We start from the raw sequence: 3,918 nt of genomic DNA, 5'->3' as shown, positions 1-3,918 counted from the left end.
TTGATCAGAATAGCAGCGTGATATAATCAATCGAAAGTTACCCAACGGAGGAGCACCCGAGATCAGTAGACGTTCATCAGGGGATTGGAACGGATCGAAAGGCGAGGGTGCCGAAGAAGGCGGAAGCCCCAGCGACCGACTTCTGGGCATACAGGAAAGACTTGTATGACTGTCACGAAGAATGCGTGGAGAGCCGGTGGGTTTGGAATGAGCCATTATTTCAAACCATTGAAGTGTTCCCGTTTTCTTCGGGAACACTTTTTCTTTTTTCGGGAGGTGGTTAAGTGCGACTCGCAATAGTTGGCGCAACCGGGGAAGTAGGCCGAATGATGTTAAGAAAGCTGGAGGAGGAGAAGATCTCGCCGAAAGTGATCGATCTGCTCGCCTCGAAGCGCAGTGAAGGAAAGCTTCTCAGATTTGGGGCCAAAGACCTGGAAGTCAGGGAGCTTCGTGATGAGTCCTTCGACATAGGCTACGATTACGTTCTATTTTCGGCCGGAGCTTCCGTTTCGAAGCATTATGCTCCAATAGCCGCGAAAAGGGGAGCTGTCGTTATAGACAACTCGTCTGCTTTCAGAAGTGACGCAGAGATTCCTCTTGTGGTACCTGAGATCAACGGGGATCTTCTGAAGGGCTACTGCGGCATTGTTGCAAACCCAAACTGCTCGACGATACAGATGGTTCTTTCCCTCAGCGGAATACACAAGAGCTACGGGATAAAAACAATCGTTGTTTCTACATATCAGGCTGTCTCGGGAGCGGGCAACAAGGGAATTGCCGAGCTTGAAGAGCAGGAAAGCGGTGACATTCACCCTTCGGTCTTTGTGAGGCAGATACACAGAAACGTCGTTCCCGTCATCGGGGATTTGCTCCATTCAAATTTTTCTACCGAAGAGATGAAGATGGTTCATGAAACTCGAAAGATCTTCAGAGACGATTCGATATCTGTCTGGCCAACAACTGTGAGGGTTCCTGTTGTTTACGGCCATTCTGAATCCGTCTTCTGTGAGACGGTCCGCCCCTTTTCACTGGAGGACCTTAGAAGAGAGATCGGGTCTTCAGAAGACGTAGTTTACAGTGAAGAAAGGCTGACTCCTGTCGAAGTAGCAGGTTCCGATCTGGTTTTCGTGTCGCGTCTGAGAGGCTTTGACAGATACCGCTTCCTCTTCTGGAACGTAGCCGACAACATTCGGGTGGGGGCAGCAACAAATGCAGTTCGAATCATGAAAACTCATTTGGGAGGTACTTGAGATGAAAGGCGCATTTTACTCTGCAACGGGAAACACGTTTCTCGTGGTCGATTCGCGGGATACAAAGCTGAGCGATGAAGGAAAGCGCGATCTTGTTCTCAAGTACGTTAACGACAGAGATGGCGCGATCTTCGTGGAGAGAGACTTCATGGATTACTTCAATCGTGATGGTCATAGGGCCGCCTTTTGTGGAAACGGAGCGAGGACTTTCGTACACTTCATTCACGAAAAGGAAGCCCGGGATACGGTCGAGTTTTCCTCTTACTCGGGAAGTCTATTGGGCTTTGTGGATGATGTTGTCAGCGTTAGGATGCCATCGCCAAAATTTCTTGGAAGTTTCAAGGAGGAAGAATATCACGGGGAGATTGTCGTAGTCGGTGTGCCGCATCTTGTGATAGAGGGGGATACGCAAGCTATCGACTGGAACGCTCTTCTTCCACTGAGGCACTTGTACGACACCAACATAAACGTCTTCAGCGTCATGGAAGACGGCATGCTCAGAATACGAACCTTTGAAAGAGGCGTCGAGGGAGAGACGGGCGCCTGTGGCAGCGGTGCGACAGCAGTCGCATGGATTCAAAGCAGGAGGACTGGCAGTGAGAAGATAGTCCTGCAGGCCAATGGAGGAGTTCTTACTGTCACCTTCAGAGACGGTGCTGCCTTTCTAGGAGGAGGTGTAGAGAAATGTTCAGAGGAACTGGAACTGCGGTAGTAACACCTTTCAAGAACGGTGATGTGGATTTCGACGCATTCGAGAGGTTCATTGGATTTCAGCTTGAGAGCAAAATTGAAGCCCTCATAGTTCTTGGAACAACTGGAGAATCGCCAACGATAAGTGATTATGAACGCACTCAACTGATAAAGACTGCCGTTAATGAGTCAAAGGGCTCGGTGCCGGTGATTGTGGGGACGGGCACGAATTCGACGGAAAAGACTGTGGAGATGTCAACAAGAGCCTTTGATGAGGGCGCCGATGGCGTACTGGTAGTCGTCCCCTACTACAACAAACCAACCCAAGAAGGTCTTTATAGGCATTTCGGAGAGATAGCAACACGGGTGCAAGGACCTGTGATAATCTACAACGTTCCGGGAAGAACGGGAACCAACATGCTTCCCGATACGATAATCAGATGTCTGGATTTCGATAACATTGTCGGCGTCAAAGAAGCAAGTGGAGACCAGTACAATGTTGACTACCTTCTTTCAAGACTAAAGGCAAATCATTCTGATCTCAAGGTTTGGTCGGGAAACGACGATCAGGCCTTTCATCTCTGCTGCAGTGGCGGCGACGGTGTTATCTCGGTTATTTCGAATGCTGCCCCTCTGAAGACATCTTCGATGATCCGGTCTATTCTCGGCGGCGATCTCGAAAGAGCGAGGGACTTGCATCTAGAGCTTCTCCCAATTATGAAAGCATTCTTTGTCGAGTCAAATCCCATACCCGTAAAGTATGCCCTGAGCCTGATGAACTATTGCCAAAACGAACTTCGCTTGCCTCTTTGCGAACTCTCCCATTCGAATCGAAAGGTCGTTGAAAGAGCTATGAAAGAGAGTGGTGTCCTGTGAAGTATGGATTAGTCGGCTCTTCAGGTCGGATGGGAAAGGAGATTATTGAAGTCTTCAAAGAACATGACTTAGTTCTCGAAGTTAATGATAAGGGCATCTTCAAACACGGCGAACCTGAGGTTATCATTGATTTCTCGAATCGTGAAGTTCTAAAAACGACAATTGAACTGACAGATCAATTTGGCGCAGGTCTGGTAGTCGGAACTACAGCCCTTGACCAATCAGATATTTCTGATCTTGAAAAGCTTGCCGAAAAGGTCCCTGTGGTTCAAAGCTTCAATTTCTCAATTGGCATAAACCTGCTTCGAATGATCCTCAAAGAGTTTTCAACTCTTTTGAAAGGCTTCGAAGGCGAGATAATTGAAGTGCATCACAGTGCGAAGAAAGACACGCCGTCAGGTACCGCTTTGATGCTTAAGGAATCTACGGGAAGAGACTTGCCGATTCACTCTGTGAGGGCCGGGGGAGTTCCCGGAGATCATACTCTCTTCTTTGCTAATGACGGAGAAGTTATCGAGATAACCCACAGAGCGATCTCCCGCAAAGTATTCGCGATTGGGGCGCTTACGGCAGCTCAGTTCTGTGCCGATAAAGAAAAGGGGTTCTACTCCTTTGAGGAGGTAATTGAATGGACGCAGAGACGATAATAAAGATGATAAAAGACTCGAAGAAAAAGACCCCCGCAATATGCCACATCGCGGGGGATTTGGCTGAGCTTTCGATAGCGGGTGTAGAATTCGTCGGAGGCAAAGACTTTGGAATCCTCTTCGGCGATCTGAAAGATATAAACGGAGTGATCGAGGCCAACAGAGACAAGATTGTTGGTCACCACATCGAAATAAGGGCGAGAAATTCTGCCCTTCCCCTCGCCGATCTCACGAAGTACAGGGCTCGTATCGAACCGGGAGCTATTATTCGTGATCTCGTTGAAATTGGAGACAACGCGGTCATAATGATGGGGGCCGTTCTCAATGTCGGCGCGGTGATTGGCAAAGGAACTATGATAGATATGAACGTAGTAGTAGGAGGCAGGGCAATAATTGGAGCCAATTGTCACATTGGGGCGGGAGCCGTTGTCGCCGGTGTTGTGGAGCCTCCTAGC

The 3,918-nt window shown here is 48.8% G+C and carries 5 protein-coding genes; all 5 read left to right on the top strand.

Annotated elements, in window-relative coordinates; all coding sequences use genetic code 11:
* Positions 1-284 precede the first annotated feature (284 nt).
* Complete coding sequence (locus tag ENN47_05555; protein HDP77639.1) at positions 285-1,250, top strand: aspartate-semialdehyde dehydrogenase; 966 nt, start codon at positions 285-287, stop codon at positions 1,248-1,250.
* Between the two features lies 1 nt (position 1,251).
* Positions 1,252-1,962, top strand: coding sequence for a diaminopimelate epimerase (gene dapF / locus ENN47_05550; protein ID HDP77638.1), 711 nt, complete (start codon positions 1,252-1,254; stop codon positions 1,960-1,962).
* Positions 1,935-2,816 carry a 4-hydroxy-tetrahydrodipicolinate synthase gene (locus ENN47_05545; protein ID HDP77637.1) on the top strand — a complete coding sequence of 294 codons (882 nt, stop codon included), beginning with the start codon at positions 1,935-1,937 and terminating at the stop codon, positions 2,814-2,816. Before dapF ends, ENN47_05545 begins: the two co-directional genes overlap by 28 nt.
* On the top strand, positions 2,813-3,463 hold the full coding sequence (locus ENN47_05540; protein HDP77636.1) for a 4-hydroxy-tetrahydrodipicolinate reductase: 651 nt from the start codon (positions 2,813-2,815) through the stop codon (positions 3,461-3,463). The genes ENN47_05545 and ENN47_05540 overlap by 4 nt, the downstream gene beginning before the upstream one ends.
* On the top strand, positions 3,445-3,918 hold a 474-nt coding region (locus ENN47_05535; protein HDP77635.1), incomplete at its 3' end, for a 2,3,4,5-tetrahydropyridine-2,6-dicarboxylate N-acetyltransferase. The genes ENN47_05540 and ENN47_05535, both read left to right, overlap by 19 nt.

It is taken from the genome of Mesotoga infera (assembly GCA_011045915.1).
Lineage (GTDB): Bacteria > Thermotogota > Thermotogae > Petrotogales > Kosmotogaceae > Mesotoga > Mesotoga infera_D.
This window is presented reverse-complemented; position numbering and strand designations above follow the sequence as displayed.